The organism is Solidesulfovibrio sp. DCME (assembly GCF_049995385.1).
Lineage (GTDB): Bacteria > Desulfobacterota > Desulfovibrionia > Desulfovibrionales > Desulfovibrionaceae > Solidesulfovibrio.
This window is the reverse complement of sequence record NZ_CP188261.1, coordinates 4,625,824-4,645,735: the sequence shown is the minus strand read 5'-3', so window position 1 is coordinate 4,645,735 and position 19,912 is coordinate 4,625,824. Positions and strand designations below refer to the sequence as shown.

The window sequence follows — 19,912 nt, the reverse complement described above, 5'->3', positions numbered from 1 at the left end:
GCAACGGGCCACGAAGCGCGTTTGTCCCGATAAGCCAGATGCGGCCGCCGCGTCAGGCCGGCAGCTGTCCCGGCTCGTCCTCGCCGGCGGTGGTGGACTGCATCCGGGCGATCAGGGCGTTGAGTTCCTCGGTCTCGTCGTTGAGGCCGCGCACGGCCGTAACCGAGGCGGCCATGCCCTCGCCGATGTCCTTGGCCACCTGGCTGACTTCCTCCGTGGCCCGGCTGATCTCCTCGGTCGTGGCCGACTGCTGCTCCGCCGCCGTGGCGATGGCCCGGACCTGGTCGGCCGTGCCCTCGACCATGCCCACGATGGCGTCCAGGGCCGCGCCGGCCTGTTCGGCCAGGGAGGCGCTGCGCCCGGCCGCGTCCGCGGCCCGGATGGTTTCGGTGTTGCCGCGCCGGGCGCCTTGCTGCACGGCCTCGATGGCTTGGCCCACCTCTCGGGTGGCGGTCATGGTCTTTTCGGCCAGTTTGCGGACCTCGTCGGCCACCACGGCGAAGCCGCGCCCGGCCTCGCCGGCCCGGGCCGCCTCGATGGCCGCGTTTAAGGCCAGCAGGTTCGTCTGGTCGGCGATGTCCGAGATGACCTCGAGCACCCGGCCGATGCCCTCGGCCCGTTCGCCTAGGGCGGCCATGTCGCCGCGAAGCGTCTCGGCCAGGGTGCTGACCTCCTCGATGGCCGCCACCACCTGGCCGACCATGGCCGAACCTTCCCGGGCCCGGGCCTTGGCCTCGTCCGCGCTGCCTGCGGCCAGGCCGGCGTTTTGGGCCACTTCCAGCACGGTGGCGTTCATCTCTTCCATGGCCGTGGCCGTTTCCTCGCTACGCCGGCGCTGGTTGGCCACCCCCTCGCTCGTGCGGTCGATGAGGACGGCCAGTTCCCGGGCGTTGTCGGCCACTCGGGCGGCGATGTCCTCGGCCGTGGCCGCCGACTGGGCGATGAGCCGGTTCTGTTCGGCCAGGGCCTCCTGCTGGAGTTTGACCTTGGTCAGGGTGGCCAGCATGGCGAAGACGCCGAGCATCTTGCCGTCGCTGCCGCTTATGGGCGCGGCGTCGATCTTGACGAAAAACCGCTCGCCCCAGGCGTAGGCCCCGTCGTACTCCACGTTGGTGATGATCTCCCGGCGGGTCAGCACCGCCTCCAGGGTCTCGGCCACCGGGCCGTGGCCGGCAAAGACCTGGCGCAGCGGCCGGCCGACATAGGCCTCGGAGCCTTTCTTCTCGCCCAGGAAATGCGCCAGCCAGCGGTTGACCAGCAGGACCTTGCCGCTGGGGTCGGCCACCACGCAGGGCATGGTCACCGAATCGAGAATGCCCCGGGCGAATTCCAGTTCCTCCTTGAGCGCCGCCACCATGGATCGGATCGAGGCGGCCAGGCTCGCCATCTCGGCCGTAAGCGTCATGGACACCGCAGCCTCGAGGTCGCCGCCGGCCACCCGGTCGGCGTAGTCCACGATGGCCCGGATGGGCCGGTTGAGCAGGCGGCGCACCAGCAGGAAGGCCAGCACGGCCATGGCCGCCAGAAACACGGCCGAGGCAGCCACGAGCTTGACCGTGATGCCGTGGACGGCCGAGTCCAGGGCGGCCGACTCGGCGGCCACGGCCGCGTCGATGCCGTCGATGGCGTCGCCCATGCCGATGATCCAGTTCCAGGGCTTAAAAAGCGTGACATAGGAGAGCTTGGGGTACAGTTCGCGGGATTCGCCGCCGCCGGGCAAGGGCTTGGTCCAATCGTAGTTGACGTAGCCTTCGCCCGTGGGCCCCACGGCTTCGAGCATGGCCTGGGCCAGGTTCTTCTTGCCGCCGGGAAACGGGGTCACCGGCGCGTCCTGGCCGGCCTGCATGGCCGTGGCCCGGTTGTAGGCCGCATCGTCCTGGACCTTGCCGTCGAGGTCCGGCCGGATGGGATGCATGACCATGCGCGGCACCGGGCTGGTGGTGTCGTAGATGAAAAAATAGTTGCCGTCGGGCAGGCGCATCCGGGACACCTGCGCCTTGGCCTCGTCCCGCAGCCTGGCCGTGGCGTCCTCGAGCCAGGCCCCGGACCCGAAGACCCAGCCCAGTTCGGGCACCAGCCGCACGTAGGACACCTTGGGCTTGGGGTCGCCCGGCGCCCCGGGCTTGTCCCACAGGTAGGCGACCATGCCCTGGCCGTCCTTTTTGACGGCCTGGACCATGTCCATGAAAAGCGCCGTGCCCTTGGGGTCGCGGTAGCCGGACAGGTCCTTGCCGTCTAGGGCCGGCTGGGTGGGGTGCATGACCATGCGCGGGGCCATGTCGTTGATCCAGACGTAGTTGCCGTCGTCGAACCGGGCGTCCCTGGTCATTTCCTTGATGCGCGCCTCGATTTCCTCCCGGGGCAGGCTGTCCTTGTGCGCCGTGTAATAGGCCAGGGCCTGGTTGGCCACGGCGTCTGTCACGGCCTTTAAGCGATCATGGGCGCGCTTTTTGAGGGCTTCCTCATCCTTGGAGACGGAATAGAAATAGTTGACGACTTCATATACCTGGCGCACGGCCTGCCGCTGGCGGGATTTTGCCTGGGCATAGAGGTCGTTGCGCAGTTTCGCCGCATTCTGGTCGCGGTAGGCGTCGAGCTCGTAGAGGAAAAAACCCACGGAAAAGCCGGAGAGTGCCGTGAGCATGGCGATGCAGACCAGGACGATCTTGAGGCTTATGGGCCAGTCGCGGATGCTTTTCATGAGGCATTCCCCGGATTGCGGACCCATGCCGGTCCGTTTGCTGGTCCGTTCCGCCGCGATGCGCCCTGGCGGAGAAAAGGTCGACCATGATAGGCCATGCTATGACCCAAGGCCGACACGATGGCAAGGGCTTCGCCGCTCTTCCTTTTCCAGCGGCCCTTTGGCATAAGGCCCACGGGTAACGACAATGATCACGTTCTACGAATTCGCCACCAATCTGTTCGATCCCCTGCATTCCTTCTGGGAACGGCCGCAAACCCGGCGCTTCGTGGCCGTCAGCCAGGTCGTGGCTTTTTGCATCGGGCTTTTGGGCATCGAGCTCAACCTGCGCGGCCTGCTGCCCCCGGTGCTGGCCAAGCTGACGCCCACGTCCCATTTCTACGCCATCAACCTCGCCTTCACCCTGGTGCTCATCCAGGAGGTGGTGGACCTCATTTTCGTGCTGCCCTGCTCGGTCACCAAATCCCTGGGCAAGCAGTTCGAGATCCTGTGCCTGATCCTGTTGCGCGACGCCTTCAAGGAACTCGTCCACCTCCACGAGCCCATCGTCCTGATCGAATCCATCCACGTGCTGCTGCCCATGCTGGCCGACGGCGCGGGCGCGCTTATGTGCTTCATTGGCCTGGGCATGTACTACCGCCGCTACCGCAGCAAACCGCAGTCGCCCAAGGGGCCATGGCTCTACCCGTTCGTGGCCAACAAGAAGTTCCTGGCCTTCTGCCTGCTGCTTTTTTTCCTGTCGTTTGGCCTGTGGGTCGCCTGGGAAAGCGCCAGGACCGGGGAAGCCCACGACTTCTTCACGGTGTTCTACACCGTGCTCATTTTCAGCGACATCTTCATCGTGCTGCTTTCCCACACCTACCAGCCGGCCTTCCGCTCGGTGTTCCGCAATTCCGGCTTCGCCCTGGCCACGCTTTTCATCCGCTTCGCCCTGGCCGCGCCGGCCTACTACGCACCGCTTCTGGGCGTGGCCGGCATGGCCTTCGCCTATGGCGTGGCCTGGGCCAGCGACTCCTTCGAAAAGCAAACCTGAACCGGCGCGCCCCCTGTCGGCGTGCCATACGCGGGAGGTTTCGCATGGCCGCATCCGTGACCCTGACCCCCATCGGCGTCATCCGCTCGCCGTTTACGGCCCTGGCCGGCATGCCCATCCAGCCCGGCGGCGCCCGGCAGGCCCTGGGGCGGCTGGAACTCGACCCGGCCCTGGCCCCGGCCCTGGCCGACCTGGACGGCTTTTCCCACATCTACCTCCTCTACCTCTTCCACGCCTCCAAGGGCTACAATCTGACCGTCACCCCGTATCTCGACGATACGCCGCGCGGGCTTTTCGCCACCCGTGCCCCCAAGCGGCCCAATCCCATCGGCCTGTCCGTGGTCGAACTGGTCGCCGTGGACGGGCCGGTGGTGCATGTGCGCGGGGTGGATGTCCTGGACGGCACGCCGCTTTTGGACATCAAGCCCTATGCCCCGGCCTTCGACGCCCCGGCCGGGCCGGTGCGTTCGGGCTGGCTCGAAGGCCGGGCCGACACCGTCGCCGACACCCGCAGCGACGACCGCTTCGTGCCGCCCGTCTGAGCCGAACATCCGGGGCAACCCGTTCGTTGCCGCCAGCCGCGGCGCCGGCCGCCCGGTGCCGGCTGCCCGGCCCCGACGCCCCGACGCCCCGACGCCCCGACGCCCCGACGCCCCGACGCCCCGACGCCCCGACGCCAAAAGGCCGCCGCCCTTGCGGGCGACGGCCTTTTTTTCGTGAGCGGGGTGTCCCGCCTCAGGCGGACGTGTCCGTGAGGCGGCCGCGGCGCACTTCGGCCAGGGCCGGGGTGGCCCTGGGGATGGCGGCCTCGGCCCGGGTCAGGTCCGAGGGCGAGGTGATGGAAAAGGGGCGGCGTTCGGCCGGTTCCAGGCCGTCGGCAAAGGCGATGGAATGGTAGCCGTCCGTCACGCCGACAACGTAGTCCGCCATGGCCTCCTCCTTGCCCGCCGCTACTTGGCCACGTCGGCCTGCAGCTGCTTGGCCATCTCCGAAATCTTGGCCGCCGCCGCCTTCTGGTCGGCGCCGTCCAGGCCCGTGGCCAGGCGCTCGGCCGCGGCCGCGAATTCCGCCACCTTCTCCGCCGCCATCTGCTTGCGCAGCTTGGCCGGCAGCCCGTCGAAGGCCGCCACCTTGGCGTCGATGGCCGCCACCTTGGCCGGAACCTCGGCCACGGTTTGGCTCAGGCCCGAAATCTTCGCATCCAGGGCCACATAGACGCCGAAAGCCAGCACGATGGCCAGGATGGCCAGGGCCAGGCCGGCCCGGGCCGAATTGGCCGTTTCCTTGGCCTCCACCACAGGGTTGCCGACTTTGCTCTCCACATCGTCGCCATACAGCGCGCGGACCTTTTTCTCCATGCCGAGCATAAGGCGTTTCCTCCCAGGGAAAATTTGGAATGCCATTTTACATACCCGAAAGCCGTGCCAGCCACAATGGAAATCCGGGCAACGCCGCGATTATTCGTGATTTTTTTCTCATTTTGCTATTTGCGACTGAGCGCGTGCTCGGTTTTTGAAACCGGGGCCAAGGCCAAAGGCCCGGCCGGATCGGCGAAATAATGACGGAAACTGGCTGGTGCCTGTCCGCTTCCCATGGACTGATGGCTTTTGCGGGCGGCGGGAAACGCCGCCGCCAAAAGGGGAGAGCCAACATGATCCTGCGCTGCCGTTTGTGTCACGCCGCCATTGCCGCCTTCGACCCCGCCGACCTCCGCCCGCCGCTGACCGGCGCCGTGTTCGGCCCCCTTGAGACCGGCTTCCCGCCGCCCTTTGATCCGGAAATTCCCTTCGAACACGCCCGCTGCCCCTTCTGTCGCCACCATCCCCAGGGCTACGACCCGGCCGGCCGGGAAAGCCTCGAAACCGACCGCGGGGCCATCGTCATCCCGGCCGCCGCCCCGATCCGTCGCTCCAAGGAGGGCAAGTAATGGCCGACGCCGACCGCAACCGCGAACTGCTGCCCCCGGCGGCGCGCCCGGACCTGGTCGGGCCGCGCGTCTTCGAGCTGCTCGAAGCCGTGGTGCGCGACAAGGCCCGCCTGGGCCTGGCCGAAAAATGGACCAGCCACTACCGCCTGGGCCTGGGCCGCGTCTGGCCGGCCGAGGCGGCCCTGGCCGCCCCCGCCCCCTCCGCCAACCTGCTCCACCTGCACCGCCAGCGCACCGTCAACATGCTCACGGACAACAACCCCACCTTCAACGTCAACCGGGTGGGCCCCGGCGGCGACGAGGCCCTGTTTCGCAGCCTGGAGCGGGCCGCCGCCTGCTGGTGGATCGAGCAGGAGCAGCAGTCCGTGTTCGAGCGCTCGGTGATTAACGGCGAAACCTACGGCATCGCCGTGGAAAAAGTCGTCTTCGACCCGGACCTCGAATATGGCCTGGGCGAGGTGCGCACCGTGGTGGTCGACCCCTTCGCCTTTGGCGTGTTCCCCACCGATACCCTGGAACTCCAGGACGCCGCCGCCGTGCTCCATTTCACGGCCATGCCCCTGGCCGAGGCGGCCCGGCGCTGGCCCGAGGCCGCCGGCCGGCTCGCCAGCGACGCGGCGCTTCTGGCCTCGCTTGGCGACAACCGCCGGGAAATGGTCACGGGCGACGGTTCGCGGCTGGGGCTTTTTTCCCGCTTCGGCGAGGTGCTCAAGGCCCTTGTGGGCGCGCGCGGCGGCGACGGCCCGAGCGACGACGCGGTGCTCGTGTGCGAATGCTGGGCCCGCGACTACACCATGACCGGGGACGGCCCCCTGTACCCGGGCTTTATCCGCTGCGTCACCGTGGCCGGGGCCGGCGACCTGGTGCTGTCCGACCGGCCCAATCCCTCGGTCAATGCGCGGCTTACCCCGGCCGAGGCCATGGCCACCTACCTCTACGACCGCTTTCCCTTCGCCCTGGCCAATTCCCTGACCGATCCGGCCAGCCTTTGGGGCGCTTCGGACTTCGAGCAGTTGGCCGGCCTCCAGCACGAGGTCAACAAGTGCCTGGCCCAGCTCACCGCCCACAAGGACCACTGCGCCCGGCCGAAAATCATCAATCCCCGGGATTCCGGCGTGGCCAACGCCGCCTTCACCAACCGCCAGGGCATCGTCAACCCCACCTCCATGGCCGCTGCCCAGGGCATCCGCTACCTGGAATTTGTCAACAACACCAAAGACATCGAAAGCGTGCTGGCCATCTATCGGGAGCTTTTCGCCCAGATATCGGGCCTGGGCGACCTGGAACGGGCCGCCTCGCCCGACCACCCCGTCATCGCCTACCGGGCCATTTCCGCCCTCATCGAGCAGGCGGCCACCATGCTGCGCGGCAAGATCCGCAACTACTCAAGGCTTATCCGTGAACGCGGTCGCATGTTCTTGAGCCATATGCAGAACTGGTACACCGAGGAGCGCTGGATCAGCTTCGCCGAAAACGGCCGCCTGTCCGTCGCGCCTCTGCACGGCGCCGACTGCCGCATCCCCGCCCGCCTCACCGTGGTCTCCGGCTCCACCATGCCCGTCTCCCGGGTGCAGCAGCGCGAGGAGGCCCTGGCCCTCTACCAGATGGGCGCCATCGACCGCCGCGACCTCCTGGACAAGCTCGACTGGTCCGGCCGGGCCGCCGTGCTGGAGCGCATGGAGGCGAGAGCGAAGGGGGAGGGGGAAAGTGAAGATCGGGGCGCTGCCCCGGACCCCGCCGGGGGGGATCATCCCCCCCGGACCCCCCGGATGGGGGAAGGGCAGGGGGGTGGACATGCCGCTGTATGACTTTGCTTGCCGGGTGTGTGGCCGGACGTTCGAGGCCTTGGCGAGGATGGATGCGGGGCAGGGCGTGTGCGCCTGCGGCGGCACGGCCGAGCGGCTTATCTCCGTGGGGCGCGGCTACCGGGCCGACGCCGACTGGCTGCCCTCGGTCACGGCCGTGGTGGACAAGGATTCGCCGGCCCCCCACGTGCGCGCCTTCCTGGCCGAGCCCAGCCGGGCCAACTACCGGCGCTGGCTGGCCGGCGAGAAGCTGCGCCCCCTGGAACCCGGCGAGCCCCGCCCCGGGCCCGCGCTCGGCCCGGAGATCGCCCGCGAAGTCCGGGCCCGTTTCGCCGCCAGGCACCCTGACGCCTGAACCGTCGCTTGCGGCCGGCCGCTTCCCGGCCGGCCGGTCCCTCCGCAACCGTCAACCGTAAAGGGGAGGTCATGGAAACCCAAACCGTCGCGTCGCCCGAACAGGTTCCCGCCGCCGTTGCCGCCGTTGCCGCCGCTGCCGGTGACCCCGGCCTGGGCGCCCTGGAGCCGTTTTTCGCCGACCTGGAAAAGCGCCTGGACGCCCTGCTCGAAGCCCGCCTCGACGCGGTGGAGGCCCGCCGCCGCCAGGCCGAGCGCGAGGCGCTCCTCAACCGTTTCGCCACCGAGCACCCGGATTTCCGGGGACTGGCCGAAAACGGCGCCCTGGAGGCCCAGAAGCGGTCCAACGCGCTTCTCGACGACGTCGGGGCCTACTTCGCCCACCACCTGGCGGCCGAACGCCAGGCCCGGGACGCCGCCGTGGCCGATGCCTTGCGGGAAGGCGCCGCCGCGGCCGAGGCCGGGCTCATGGAAAAACTGCGCACCAAGGGGCTGGCCCGCACGCTCAGCGCCGCCAATGTCGCGCCCGAACGGGGCCGTGGCCCGGATCCCGACCTGGCCGCGCCCGAGAAGTTCGGCGGCGTCCACGCCGTCCTGGCCGCCCGCCTCACCGCCCGTCGCCAGTCCGCCGGCGCCTAACCCCAAGGAGGAACCCGCATGTCCCTGACGCTTACCGAAATCGAAGCCATCACCAGCGACTACTTCGCCGCCGCCGGCGGCAAGGCCGTGGACATCTACTTCCGCAACTCCTTTCTCCTGGACCTGCTCATGAACCGCCAGGCCGGCCTGTTCGAGCGTCCGGGCGGCGGCGAGAAGATCCGGGTGCCGCTGAACTACTCCGACGCCGAAGGCGGCTTTTTCACCCGCTCCGACACGCTCTCGAGCGACGACCGGGTCAGCGTCAACGCCGCCGCCTTCCACTGGAAGCACGCCTACGGCAATGCCACCGTCTACCTCACCGACGAGGTGGCCGCCGCCGGGGACTATGCCGCCGTGCAGTTCGTGACCCAGAAGATAGAAACCGCCCAGCGCACCTGCGCCGGCTGGCTGGCCGCCACCCTGTATTCCGCCGCCGGCGACGAGGCGCCCACCCTCACCGGCCTGCGGGCGCTGACCAGCCCCGACGCCGACAAGCCCTACGGCGGCATCGCCGAAAACGACCTCGTGGCCGCCGACGGCACCAAGCCCTGGAAGGGCGTGACCGACGCCACGTCCGAGGCCGTGAGCCTCGAGGTGCTCCAGGAACTGCGCAGCGCCGCGAAAGTCTCCGACGGCCGGGACGGCAAGCCCAACATCGCCGTCACCACCGAGACCCTCTACAACAAGGTCTCCCGCATCCTCCAGGTGCAGCAGCGTTTCGTGACCGACGATGGCGTCTTGAGCGCCGGCTTCACCCACCTGGTCTACGAAGGCATGATCGTGGCCGCCGACGACTATTGCCCGGCCGGGTGCCTCTTTGCCGTCAACACCAACTACCTGGGTTTCGCCGTGCACCAAAACGGCTTCTTCGCCCGCCAGCCCTGGGTCGACCTGGCCGGCCCGGCCGGTCGCTCCATGAAGATCCTCTGGCACGGCAACCTCATCTGCTCCAACCGCAAGGCCCACGCCTGCCATTCGAACCTGTCCTAGGCCGCAACGAAACCACCGCAATCCGCCCAACTTGGAGGACACGATGGCCCAGCCCATGAAACTCTCCTTCACCCAGGACGTGACCGAAACCTCGCCGGCCAAGCGCGAGGCCGTAGGCGCCCTGCGCATCACCGCCGACGGCCGCAAGTTCCGCTACGCCAAGGCCGGTTCCACGGCCATAAGCGCCGGCAGCCTCGGCATGGCCCCGGCGGCCGTTTCCAGCCACCAGAACCTGGCCGCCACCCCGGCGGCCGTCGGCGACCGGGTGCTGTCCCTGACCGTGGGCGCCACGGCCGTGGCCGAAAACGCCTACGAGGACGGCTACCTGCAGGTGGCCGACGCGGCCGGCAAGGGCCGGCAGTGCCGCATCCTGTCCAATACCGCCTGCGCCGCCGGCGGCACGGTGGTGCTCACGCTGGCCGAGCCCCTGCGCGTCGCCCTGACCACGGCCTCCAAGGTGTCCCTTGTGCCCTCGCCCTGGGGCGGGGTGGCGGCCTCGGCCACGGAGGAGAACCTGCCGGTCGGCGTCGCCCCCTGCGACGTGCCGGCCGGGCACTACTTCTTCGCCCAGACCGGCGGCGTGGCCTGCTGCCTGGCCGCCGGCACGGCGCCGGTTGGCAGCATGCTCGTGCCCGGGGCCACGGCCGGCAGCGTCACGGCCATGAACGCCAGCCTGGACATCGACCAGCCCGTGGCCGGCGTGGCCTTTGCCGCCGCCTTCACCGACGGCCATTGCCAGCCCTGCTTCCTGACCCTGGACTAGCCCCCGCATCGGGAAACCGCTGCCAACGACACGGACGACGGAGGAACTCATGGCCCAGGCGCAATGCTTTCTGCCCCGGACGGCGGCCGAAGGAGCCCGCAACGCCTGCGACGACACCCTGGCCGGGCTTGTGGCCGAGGTGTCGGGCATCGTGGACGACCCGGCGGTTGGCGAACCGGAAATCGTCCGGGCGCTGTGGCGGGGGTTACTCGCCGCCAGCGCCGCCACCCGCCTGCCGGCGCTGGCCGACTGCGCGCAGCTCTCCTTCGGACCGGGACAGGAGTCCGCCGCGCTGCCGGCGGACCTGCAGCACGGCCCCACGGATGCCTTCCTCCTCCCCGGGCACGGCCGGATACGGCTTTTGCCGGATCCGGCCGCGCTGCGGCGGATGGCGGGCCAGGCCAGGGCCGGCCGGACCCGTTTCGCCGCCGCCGGGGCGGGGCGCCTCCATGTCTGGCCCGTGCCCGGGCAGGCCCTGGACATCGCCGTGGGCTACCACCGCCTGCCCGATGCCCTGGTCGCGGCGTCCGACAAACCGTCCTGCCTGCCGCCGCACCTGGTCGGCCGGCTCCTGGTGGGCTTTGCCTGCCGCGACCTCTTCGAACGCCTGGAAGAGGGCGCCGACGGCAAGAAACCGCAAACCCGGGCTTACGGCGCCCGGTTCGAGGCCGCCCTGGCCGAACTGGTCGGACTCTACGGGCCGGCCGTGACCCAGGACGAGGCAGTGGACATCGCGGCCGGCCCGGGTGGGCCGTGGGCCGGCGGCGGGGTCTGGCCGTGAGCGCCGCCTGCCGGTTGCACCGCTGCCTGGGGCTTGGCGCATCGGCCTCGCCCCTGGGCCTGGCCTGCGATCCGGCCAAGGGCACCTACGCCCTGGCCGAGGCCGTCAACGTGGACGTCCGCGACGGGCGTATCCTGCGCCGGCCGGGCCTGCGCCGGCTGGGGGAGGGGGGCTACACCGGCCTTTTCTCCCACGACGGCAGGCTCTACGGCGCCCGGGACGGCGCCATCCTGGCCATCCCGGCCCAGGGTGAGCCGATGGTGCTGCGCGACGGCCTGACCCCGGGCGCCCCGGTGGCCTTCCTGGGCGTGGGCGAGACGGTCTACTTCGCCAACGGCTTCGAAACGGGGTGCCTGCGCGACGGCGCGGCCCTGCCCTGGGGCGGCGGCGTCTGGCCCGGCCCGGACAGGGCCGGCCGCTACGTTCCGCCGCCGGCCGGGCATTTGCTCGCCTGGCATGCCGGCCGCGTTTGGATCGCCGACGGGGCGGTCGTGCGCTTCACCGAGGGCGCGGGCCTCACCGACTGGGTCGATTCCCTGGCCGGCTACCTGCCGCCGGCCACGGGCAAGGTGCGCCTGTTGCGGGCGATCGCCGCCGGCCTGCTCGTCGGCGACGCGACCGGGGTGACGCTGGCCCGGGGAAACGATCCCCAAACCATGACCTTCGAACGGGTCTGCCCGGTGCCGCCCCTGCCGGGCAGCGACGTGTCGCTGCCGGCCGGCCGCCGCGAGGCCGTGGCCGGCCGGGAACTGGCCGGTCAGGCCGCCGTCTGGGCCGGGGCCGACGGCGTCTACCTGGGCCTGGCCTCGGGACGGGTCGTGCGCCTGGCCGTTGCCAACATCCCGGCCGGCCAGGCCCGGGCCGTGGCCACGGGCAACCGCTATCAGCTCTTCGTGCGCCCCTAGGGCGCGTTCCGTAACCCTCTTGCCGCAAGGAGCGCCAGCATGGCCCTTCGCCTTTCCACCGGTCTTCGCAACAAGCTGCTTGGCACCGAAGGTTTCCAAACCATCATGCAACACGGCGTGATCCGCATCTTCCCGGGCGTGCAGCCCTCCAGCGCCGACGATGCCGAGGGCGCGACCCACCTGCTCGAAATCACCGTCTCCTCCGGCACCTTCACGCCGGGCACGGCCACAAACGGCCTCAACTTCGCCACCCCGGCCAGCGGCTCCTGCGCCAAGTCCTCCTCGGAGGTCTGGTCCGGGGCGGCCGCGGCCACCGGCACCGCCGGCTGGTTCCGCTTCTACGCCAACGACCGGACCACCGGCGCCGACACCAGCCACGCCCGCTTCGACGGTTCGGTTTCCACCTCCGGCGCCCAGCTCAACATGTCGAGCACCGCCATCACCGCCGGCGCCACCACCACCATCGACAGTTTCATCGTCACCATGCCCGCTTCGTAAGCCCAGCCGACCGTTCGGTCGCGGCGGAACCGGCACCTTCCCGGTTCCGCCGCCGGTGGCGCGCAAACGTTCAAGCCGGCGGGAGAGGCCATGCCCGACATCTACCCCCTTGCCATGCACTGCCGCTTCGAAGGCTTTCCGGCCCGCATCCGGGTCACCTGCGGCCAGGCCTTTGCCGAGGCCCGGGCCACGCCCTATTCCTTCGGCAGCCGCGTCGACCTCGTCCGCACGCCCCAAAGCGGGGTCTTGGCCGGCACGCTCACCCCGGGCCAGGCCCTGCCCGCCCTGGAGATGATCTACAGCGATACCGGCGCGGACGACGCTTTCGACCTCAAGGTCGCCCATTACGGCTACGGCCGCTTCTACCTGGCCCATGCCGGCGACGCCTCCTACACCCTGGCCGTCATCAAGGGCCTGCGGGTCGAGGCGACGGGCATCCGCCGTTCCTTCGAGACCGTGGATGTCTGGGACACCCTGGTCCCGGCGGAAGCGGACCTCACGGACCTTTCGGAGCTGCCCGACGCCGTGATCCTCCAGGACGACGACGGCACCAAGCGCACGAGCATCACCCTGTTCGTCGGCGACATGCCCACAGGCGGCCTCATCGTCACCGGGCGGCTCCAGCTCGGCGGCCAAGCCGCTCTCCAGCTCTAGGAGGCCCGCCATGACAAGCTATACCATCTACCATCAGACCGCCGCCGGGCTTGTGCCCGTGGTCCCCGACGCCGCCGATCCCCAACTCTACCGCGACCTGCTGTTGACCCGGCGCCTGGGCGATGTCTTCGGCCACGTGCCGGCCGAAGCCGACGGCCTGGTCATGACGCGCGGCGAGGTCTTCTATTCCACCCTGGGCGTGGACGAGGCCTGGGGCGTGCGCAACCTCATGATCGGCAACGGCGACCTGGACAACGCCTGTTGGGCGCCCGATCCGCGCAACGCCGTGCCCGAATACGTGGGCGTGCGTTTTGCCGCGCCGCTTCAGGCCACGGGCTTCCAGTTCGCCTCCAACGCCTCCATCTCCGATTCCTGCCCCTACAAGGCCGCGCCCTGCGGCCATCCCACCAGCTTTAGCCTGCAAGGCTCCAATGACGAGGAGACCTGGACGCCGCTTTTGGCCATGACGGACTTTACCGGCATGCGCGTGACCTTTACCAGCCCCTATCCGGCCGAGAACTGTTCGTGGTGGGACGACGGCGTATTTTTGTCCGACCGCATGGACATCGCCGACCCCCACTATTTCCTGGCCTACCGCTTGGTGGTTTCGGCCTTCAAGCCCGACATCTACGGCAACTATAACATCTCGGAACTGGTGCTCTACGGCACGTTCTAGCGTGTTTCCCAACGCATCGATCATGGAAGGCACAGGTGACGCCATGCCAAGCAACAATACCGCTGCCCGCGACGTCCCCCCCCTGGTGAGGCCGCAAACCGGCGACGACCCGCAGCCCGAGGCGGCAACGCACGCGGCGGCTGCGGCCCGCCCCGGGCGCGTCAGCCCGTTCGCCACGGCCCGCTGGGTCTGCGTCGCCCCGGGAAGGAGCGCCCATGCCCGCCCTTGAAGACTACATTTACGCCATGGAGGCCCTGCTCGAGGAGGCCTTGACCGCCTCGGGGCTGGCCGTCCTCGCCTGGGATGTCGCCGGCAGCGGCACCTGCGGCGTGACGACGCTGGAGGACGGGCTGGCCCTGCCCCTGCCGGAAATCGCGGGCATCGGGGACTGTCGCCCGGTTGGCACCTGTCCGTTGCCCTTGCCCGAGGCCATGGCCGCCACGGTTATGTGGCATCCGGCCTGGGGCACGCCGCTGTTTCCCTTGCCACAGGCCGCGGGCCAGGCTTCCCCGGCCATCCGCGTCCAGGCCGCCCTGATCCCGCTTTTCACCGTGGCCAGGGCCGGGGCGGCCGGATCGCTCGCCCTCGGGACCCTGTCGGCGGCGGCGATCAGCACCTTGGACCGCACCGGCGAGGCGGTGTGCCTTTGGCCGGCCGCAACGGCCACGGGCTATACCTGCGGCCTGGACAGCCCCGTGACCAACGCCACGGGTTCGGACGCGGTGGTGGGGCTTTTGTGCCAAGGCGACGCCGAGCTGGCCGGACTGGCCGTTGCCTGGGCCGGTTCGGCCGTTGGTGGCGATGCCGTGGCCGCCAGGCTCCTGGCCGCCGTGGCCGGTGCCGTGACCTATGTGGCCGAGGGCGACGGCGAGGACCGCTGGGCCTGCGCCCTGGCCACCGCCGCCATAGGAAGCGGCGACTGCGAGGACGGGGCGTTGCTGCTCCACGGCCTGCTGCTCGCCGCCGGGGTGGCCGCCGACCGCCTGGTCACGGCCTTTGGCCGGGTGGGCCTGGACAAGGCCGGCCATGCCTGGGTGGGCTACCGGCGCGAAAGCGACGGCGCCTGGGTTGCCCTGGATTGGACCCTGGGCACGCTCCAGGGGCCGGTGTCCGGCCTGCCGGTCCTTGGCGAATCGGCCTATTACGCCCTGGTCGACTATGCCCTGACCGCCGGGGCCTTTTTCACGGTGCGCCAAAGCGCGGCCGACTTCTTCGCCCGAAGCGAGGCCGGTTTTGCCCTGCCGTCGCTGTCCGTGGAGGCCGTGGCCAGCCTTGGCGCTCGGGGAAGCGCCAGCCTGGGCACGGGCTGGCTGGCCTGCGCCGCGGTCGGGGCTCCCGTGGGGCAATGCCGGCTGCCGGGGCTCAGGATGGCCGGCTCGGCCGGTTCGGCCCGAGGCGAGGGGGACTGGCCGGCCTTTTGGGCCTCGGCGTCGGCCGGGGCCGTGGCGGGGCTGGCGGCGCCGGTGTGGCGGGGAAGCGGCACGGCGGCGGGCGGGGGATCGGGCTTCGCGCGGTTGTCGCGCCCGGGCCTTGGCGGCGCGGCCCGCGTGGCCTGTCTGGTTGCCGGGTGTGCCTCCCTGGCCGCCTGGCGCGGCCAGGCCCGGGCCACGGCCGGGGCCTTGGCCGGGGCCGGTTGCCGGCTGCCCCGGCCGGTGGCCCGGCTCTGCGGGCTTGGCGGCGCGTTGGCCGATGGGCGGCTGCTGGCCCGGGTGCCCGTTTGCCAGGGGCTGGCCTTGCCCGAAGCCATGGCCGCCGCCCTGGCCCTGACCGCCTCCCTGACGGCGCGGGCCGAGGCGGACGTAGCCGGGGACGGGCAAGCCTTTGTCTTCGATCACGCCGCCGGGGAGGAATGGCGATGAGCACGGCGGGCTTTTCCCTGGAACTGGAAAGCGGCGCCCTGGCGACGTGCCGTGGCCTGCCCGGTGGGGCCGCCTGTGTCCACGACGGCGCGGTGTTTCTCGCCGACGCGGACGGGCTCTACCGGGTGGGCGGGGACGACGATGCCGGCGAGCCCATTGCCGTGCGCATCGCCCTGCCACCCACCGACGGCGGGCTGCCGGGTCCCAAGCGCCTGGTGGCTGTCGCGGTCGAGGGGTTTTGGGAAGGCGAAATCGCGGTTGCGGCGGCAAGCGACGAGGGCAGCGAACTGGCCGGCACCCTCGGGCCCGTGGGCAGCCGGGAGGCGGCCGGACGTGGCCTGGCCCGGCTCGGTCGGGGGCGCGGCAACGCCTGGCGGGTGACGCTTGCGGCCACGGACGGTGCGGCCCTGGATATCGGCGCCATAAGCCTCCTTTTGACGCCCCTGGACCGGAGGCGGCCGTGAACGGGGACTTCCGGCCCACGGTGCGGCTGCGCCTGACGGGCGAGCCGGAGGCTTTCGAGGACTTTTCGCGCCTGCGCGGCCTGGCCCTGCGGGAACTCGAAGCCATGCGCCTGGACAATGTCTACGATCTGTCGGTCTATACCCGGGAGGTGCGCCTTCCCGGCGGCGAACGCATCGTCTGTCGCCGCACGGGCAGCCTCGACTGTGTGGACATCGTGGCCGCGCCGCGCCGCGCGAGCCCGGTTGGGCCGCCTTCCCGGCCGGCGACGCGGCCGCAGCGGGAGGGCCTGTTCTACGCCATCCCGGACTGCCTGGCCCGCTACGAAGGACTGTACAGCCTGGAAAATGCCGTCACCGACGGCGACCTGGCCGGCTGGACCATGGGCCTGGGCAACGACGTGACCATCCTGTCCGCCGCCGAGGCCGGGCTGCCCGAGCCGGAGAACCTGCCCGAGGCCGGCATCGCCCGTGACCGGGGGGTGTTCGTGTTGCCGGGCGGCGCGGGTTCGGGGCTGCTTTTCGGGCGCGACCACATCCCGGACGCGGCGCCTTTTTCCGTCAGCTGCCTGGTGCGGCTGCACGCCGCCCTGGAGTACGACTACACCTACGACGACCGCGATGTGCAAAACCCCGTCCGGGCCTATTTCCTGCAAAGCGCGGACGGCGACACCTACACCTGGGACTGTCCGGGGAGCATCTCGCCGCTGCTGGGGTTTTGCTCGCCGCATCTCCACCCGGGCTGGTCGGCCGCGCTCACCTATCCCTGGGCGCCCTGGAACGAGGATTACGCCGCCCATACCGAAACCGTCACCGGCGTGCGGCGCGTGGAAACGGCCTGCGACGGCGCGCCGAAACTGGCCGGCCAGGCCTACCGCGACGCGCGCGGGGCGGACTACCCCAATCCCGACGGCTGCATCATCGGCCTGCAGGCGGCCGGGCTGTTCGTTTGTAACGGCAACCGGCTGCTCGGGGCACGGCTGTCAAATTTCGAGAGCCAGTTCGGCTACTCCCCGGCCGTCAGCGACCCCCTCGGCTACGGTATTTGGCACCATGTGGTCATGACCCACGCGGCGGACGGCGCGGTCCGGCTCTACCTGGCCGCCGCCGATGCCGCCGAGGCCACCATTTACGCCGGCAGCCAGCCCCTGTGCGCCATGGACGCGGACTGCGACTTCCAAAAAAGCGGGCACAACGCCTGGACGTTGCGCCTTGGCCGCTCGGGCGAGGCCATCGGCGCCTTTCGCATGAATCCGGTGATGGACGTGGCCCTGCCCCGGTTTTTCCACTACGCCCTTTCCCCGGCCCAGGCCTATCTGCTGCAACTCGAGGCCTTGACCGGGCTTTTCGTGGCCGATGACCCCGAGGCGGCCCAGGCCGCCGCCCTGGGCCTGACCCCTGTCACCATCGCCAAGGAGGCCTCATGAGCGATTCCACCGGTGCGGCCGGCATTGTCCGCAACAAGTTCGACACGGCCCAGAACTACGCCAACGAGGCCTGGTATGCGGCCATCGCCTTCCTGGACCGCCTGGGCGGCGTGGCCAAGCTCACCTATCCGTCCGTGGAGCTGCCGGAGCTGCCCGATACGCCGCAATACGCCGGCCTGCCCGACGCGCCGGCCCTGACCGGCGTGGACCTGGACCAGGTCGCGGCGCCGGCGCTGCCGGAACTGGCCAGCGCCGCCCTGGACGGCTTCGCGGTGCCGGCATTCGCGGTGCTGCCGCCGGAGATCGTCCTGCCCGGGGAGCCGGACCTGGTCTGGCCCGACGGCCCCGGGGCGGCGCCGAACCTGGCCGAGGTCGAAACACCGCCCGATCCGGCCATCGTGTTGCCCGAACCGCCGGTGTTCGATCCCGTGGCCATCCCGGAGCTGCCCGGGCCCATCACCCCGACCTTCGAGGGCGAGCGGCCGCCCCTGCCCGAGCTTGTCGCCCCGGGCAACCTGTTCGTCCTGCCCCGGGTCGGGGAGTACGGGTCGAGCCTGCGCCAGGCCTTGTCCGAACGCCTGGAAAACGAGGTGCGGGGCGGCGGGGCCGGGCATGGCGAGCAACTGGAGGAAGCCTTGTGGTCCCGGGCCAGCAAGCGCCTGGAGGACGAGCTGGCCAGGCGGCTTAAGGAGCTTGGCGACGGCTTCGCCGCCCGGGGCACGGCCGCCCTGTCCGGCCCCCTGGCCGACGCCTTGCGCCAGGCCTATGCCGATCACGCTGACAAGGTGGCCGCCGGCAACCTGGACATCCTGGTCAAGGAGGCCGACCTGGCCGCCGCGTCGGGCCAGGCCGCCGTGACGGGCGCCTTGGCCCTGGAGGCGCAGGGGATCGAACTGTTCAACCAGACCGCCGCCCGGGCTTTCGAAGGGGCCAAGGCCCTGGCCCAGTACGGTTACGAGGCCCTGGCCGCCGAAGTGGCCGTGCACAACGCCCAGCTCGCCCGCTACCAGGCCGACGCGGCCGTGTTCGAGGCCCGCATCCGGGCGGCCCTGTCCGACCTCGAGGCCTACAAGGCCCGGCTGGAAGGGGCGCGGCTGTCGGGCGAGGCCCAAAAACGCGCGGCCGACCTGTACCTGGCCCAATTGTCCGGCGCCTCCACCCTGGTTGCCCTGTACAAGGCCCGCATGGAGGGGGCGGCGGCCAAGGCGGCCCTGGGCCGCGACCGGGTGAGCGCCTACGAGGCCCAGGTCCAGGCCTACGTGGCTGCGGTCAACGCCAACACCGTCCGCTACAACGCCCAGGCCGCGGCCATGGCCGGCCAGGAGGCCAAGGCCCGCGTCTTTGCCGAACAGGTCCGGGCCTACGGTGCCCAGGTGGACGCGGCCAAGGCGGCGGCCGAAACCGCCCTGGCCGTGTCCGGCGAGGAAAACCGGGTGCGCCTGGAGGCCCACAAGGCCGATGTGGCGCGGTTCGAGGCCGAACTGGCCCAGGCCCGGGCCAAGGCCGAAACACTCCTCAAGGGCAGGGAGCTGTCCCTGCGCGCCTACGAAGCCGGGCTGGCCGTGCGGCGCGACGAGGCCCAGTTGCGCTCCAAGGATCACGCGGCCCAACTGGATGCCTACCTCAAGTCCGCCGAGGTCTCCATCAAGGAGGCCGACATGCTGCTGCAAAACTCCCTGGGCGAACTGCGCCTGGAGGCGGAAAAGATCCGCTCCGGCGCCCAAGTCTCGGCCCAGATGGCGGCCAGTGCCCTCAGTTCCGTCAACGCTTCGGCCCAGATCGGCTACAGCGAGTCCATCGGCCAGCGCACCAATACGAACACCTCGGAATCCACCCAGCGCTCGGTCAGCGAAAGCACGGCCAAGTCCAGCGGGTTCCGCGAAAGCTACAACCACAACTACAATTACAAGGTCTAGCCGGCCGCCCGCGCCCGGGCGGCAGGCCGTGGCCGGCCTTTCCCTGCGCCGCAGCGCGCCCGTCCCCTTGGAACACCAACGTGCAGCATACGGGAGGAACCATGGCCAATTGCATCTACAGCGCCTTCAAGGAAGGCCTCGGCAGCGGCGTCTTCGCCCTGGGCAGCGACACGCTCAAGTGCGCCCTGCTCACCGGCGCCTACACCCCGGATACGGCCCATGCGGTCTGGGCCGATGTCGCGGCCCACGAGGCCTCGGGCACGGGCTACGTGTCCGGCGGGGCGGCCCTTGGCGGCGTGAGCTGGGGGGTGTCCGGCGCCACGGCCGTGCTCGACGCCGCCGACCCGTCCTGGCTCGCGGCCACGGTCACGGCCCGCTACGCCGCAGTCTACGCCGCCAAGACGGCCGGCGGCCGGACCAACCCCCTGGTGTGCCTGCTCGACTTCGGCGCGGACAAGGGGGTCGTGGGCGGCACCTTCTCGGTCGTGTTCGACGCGGCCGGCATCCTGGTCCTGGAGTAGCC

At 70.4% G+C, this 19,912-nt stretch carries 21 protein-coding genes; 18 read left to right on the top strand and 3 right to left on the bottom strand.

Annotated features, from left to right (window positions below; genetic code table 11):
- Nucleotides 1–52: 52 nt before the first annotated feature.
- Nucleotides 53–2,701 carry a methyl-accepting chemotaxis protein gene (locus ACP59X_RS20575; RefSeq protein WP_428562123.1) on the bottom strand — a complete coding sequence of 883 codons (2,649 nt, stop codon included), beginning with the start codon at nt 2,699–2,701 and terminating at the stop codon, nt 53–55.
- Nucleotides 2,702–2,888: 187 nt separating this feature from the next.
- Between ACP59X_RS20575 and ACP59X_RS20570 the strand changes: the two genes are divergently transcribed.
- Nucleotides 2,889–3,734: a hypothetical protein gene (locus tag ACP59X_RS20570; RefSeq protein ID WP_428562121.1), complete on the top strand. Its 846-nt coding sequence runs from the start codon at nt 2,889–2,891 to the stop codon at nt 3,732–3,734.
- A gap of 44 nt (nt 3,735–3,778) precedes the next feature.
- Complete coding sequence (gene tsaA / locus ACP59X_RS20565; RefSeq protein WP_428562119.1) at nt 3,779–4,276, top strand: tRNA (N6-threonylcarbamoyladenosine(37)-N6)-methyltransferase TrmO; 498 nt, start codon at nt 3,779–3,781, stop codon at nt 4,274–4,276.
- Between the two features lie 193 nt (nt 4,277–4,469).
- Here the strand turns inward: tsaA and ACP59X_RS20560 are convergent, their stop codons facing one another.
- Both ACP59X_RS20560 and ACP59X_RS20555 read right to left on the bottom strand, forming a co-directional pair.
- Nucleotides 4,470–4,664, bottom strand: a complete 195-nt coding sequence (locus tag ACP59X_RS20560; protein WP_428562117.1) for a hypothetical protein — start codon at nt 4,662–4,664, stop codon at nt 4,470–4,472.
- Nucleotides 4,665–4,684: 20 nt separating this feature from the next.
- Nucleotides 4,685–5,101, bottom strand: a complete 417-nt coding sequence (locus ACP59X_RS20555; protein ID WP_428562115.1) for a hypothetical protein — start codon at nt 5,099–5,101, stop codon at nt 4,685–4,687.
- Between the two features lie 284 nt (nt 5,102–5,385).
- Here ACP59X_RS20555 and ACP59X_RS20550 point away from each other — a divergent pair, with 284 nt between their 5' ends.
- The 16 genes from ACP59X_RS20550 to ACP59X_RS20475 all read left to right on the top strand — a co-directional run bounded on the left by ACP59X_RS20550 (nt 5,386) and on the right by ACP59X_RS20475 (nt 19,910).
- On the top strand, nt 5,386–5,661 hold the full coding sequence (locus ACP59X_RS20550; RefSeq protein WP_428562113.1) for a hypothetical protein: 276 nt from the start codon (nt 5,386–5,388) through the stop codon (nt 5,659–5,661).
- The gene (locus tag ACP59X_RS20545; RefSeq protein ID WP_428562111.1) at nt 5,661–7,469 is read left to right on the top strand and encodes a portal protein; all 1,809 of its coding nucleotides are present in this window, start codon (nt 5,661–5,663) and stop codon (nt 7,467–7,469) included. Before ACP59X_RS20550 ends, ACP59X_RS20545 begins: the two co-directional genes overlap by 1 nt.
- Nucleotides 7,456–7,821 carry a zinc ribbon domain-containing protein gene (locus tag ACP59X_RS20540; RefSeq protein ID WP_428562109.1) on the top strand — a complete coding sequence of 122 codons (366 nt, stop codon included), beginning with the start codon at nt 7,456–7,458 and terminating at the stop codon, nt 7,819–7,821. Before ACP59X_RS20545 ends, ACP59X_RS20540 begins: the two co-directional genes overlap by 14 nt.
- A 71-nt stretch (nt 7,822–7,892) precedes the next feature.
- Nucleotides 7,893–8,459: a hypothetical protein gene (locus ACP59X_RS20535; RefSeq protein ID WP_428562107.1), complete on the top strand. Its 567-nt coding sequence runs from the start codon at nt 7,893–7,895 to the stop codon at nt 8,457–8,459.
- Nucleotides 8,460–8,477: 18 nt separating this feature from the next.
- Nucleotides 8,478–9,449, top strand: a complete 972-nt coding sequence (locus ACP59X_RS20530) for a phage major capsid protein (RefSeq protein WP_428562105.1) — start codon at nt 8,478–8,480, stop codon at nt 9,447–9,449.
- A gap of 43 nt (nt 9,450–9,492) precedes the next feature.
- The gene (locus tag ACP59X_RS20525) at nt 9,493–10,212 is read left to right on the top strand and encodes a hypothetical protein (protein ID WP_428562103.1); all 720 of its coding nucleotides are present in this window, start codon (nt 9,493–9,495) and stop codon (nt 10,210–10,212) included.
- 49 nt (nt 10,213–10,261) lie between these two features.
- Nucleotides 10,262–10,993, top strand: a complete 732-nt coding sequence (locus ACP59X_RS20520) for a phage adaptor protein (RefSeq protein ID WP_428562101.1) — start codon at nt 10,262–10,264, stop codon at nt 10,991–10,993.
- Complete coding sequence (locus tag ACP59X_RS20515) at nt 10,990–11,898, top strand: hypothetical protein (protein WP_428562099.1); 909 nt, start codon at nt 10,990–10,992, stop codon at nt 11,896–11,898. Before ACP59X_RS20520 ends, ACP59X_RS20515 begins: the two co-directional genes overlap by 4 nt.
- Nucleotides 11,899–11,937: 39 nt before the next feature.
- Nucleotides 11,938–12,396 (top strand): hypothetical protein, encoded by a 459-nt coding sequence (locus ACP59X_RS20510; RefSeq protein ID WP_428562097.1) that lies wholly within the window; start codon nt 11,938–11,940, stop codon nt 12,394–12,396.
- 90 nt (nt 12,397–12,486) lie between these two features.
- On the top strand, nt 12,487–13,050 hold the full coding sequence (locus ACP59X_RS20505) for a hypothetical protein (protein WP_428562095.1): 564 nt from the start codon (nt 12,487–12,489) through the stop codon (nt 13,048–13,050).
- A gap of 10 nt (nt 13,051–13,060) precedes the next feature.
- Entirely contained in the window at nt 13,061–13,726 is a 666-nt protein-coding gene (locus ACP59X_RS20500) for a hypothetical protein (RefSeq protein WP_428562093.1), read from the top strand.
- A 215-nt stretch (nt 13,727–13,941) separates the two neighbouring features.
- On the top strand, nt 13,942–15,585 hold the full coding sequence (locus tag ACP59X_RS20495) for a transglutaminase domain-containing protein (protein WP_428562091.1): 1,644 nt from the start codon (nt 13,942–13,944) through the stop codon (nt 15,583–15,585).
- A complete protein-coding gene (locus ACP59X_RS20490; protein ID WP_428562089.1) occupies nt 15,582–16,049 on the top strand; it encodes a hypothetical protein in 468 nt (155 codons plus the stop codon). Before ACP59X_RS20495 ends, ACP59X_RS20490 begins: the two co-directional genes overlap by 4 nt.
- Nucleotides 16,046–17,473, top strand: a complete 1,428-nt coding sequence (locus ACP59X_RS20485) for a hypothetical protein (protein ID WP_428562087.1) — start codon at nt 16,046–16,048, stop codon at nt 17,471–17,473. The genes ACP59X_RS20490 and ACP59X_RS20485 overlap by 4 nt, the downstream gene beginning before the upstream one ends.
- Nucleotides 17,470–19,389, top strand: coding sequence for a hypothetical protein (locus ACP59X_RS20480; RefSeq protein WP_428562085.1), 1,920 nt, complete (start codon nt 17,470–17,472; stop codon nt 19,387–19,389). The genes ACP59X_RS20485 and ACP59X_RS20480 overlap by 4 nt, the downstream gene beginning before the upstream one ends.
- Before the next feature lie 101 nt (nt 19,390–19,490).
- Nucleotides 19,491–19,910 carry a hypothetical protein gene (locus ACP59X_RS20475; RefSeq protein ID WP_428562083.1) on the top strand — a complete coding sequence of 140 codons (420 nt, stop codon included), beginning with the start codon at nt 19,491–19,493 and terminating at the stop codon, nt 19,908–19,910.
- The last annotated feature ends 2 nt before the right edge of the window (nt 19,911–19,912 follow it).